Source organism: Lactiplantibacillus sp. 3062 (genome assembly GCF_055413545.1).
The window spans coordinates 1-236 of the sequence record NZ_JBVAYE010000031.1 but is presented as its reverse complement, the minus strand read 5'-3'; the positions used below and the strand labels follow the sequence as shown (position 1 = coordinate 236).

1 protein-coding gene is annotated in these 236 nt (G+C 46.6%); it reads left to right on the top strand.

The window, feature by feature from the left end; translation table 11 throughout:
* The coding region (locus ACWQAU_RS15185) for a mucin-binding protein (RefSeq protein ID WP_432211744.1) at nt 1-236 on the top strand (236 nt) is incomplete at both ends.

Sequence of the window (236 nt, the reverse complement as noted above, 5' to 3'; positions counted from 1 at the left end):
GTTACTGGCGATTCCAGTGACCTTGAATTTACCATCGTGTACACCAAGAATGCTCCAACCGTGACAACGGAAAGTAAAACGGTCAATGAGACTATTCATTATGTTTATACGGATGGAACTATAGCCCATGATGATTATGTGGCCCAGCCCATCACGTTTACACGGACTGTATCTACAGATGCTGTCACGGGTGAAAAGACATATGGGGGTTGGTCGGCAGCGCAACAATTTGCGGC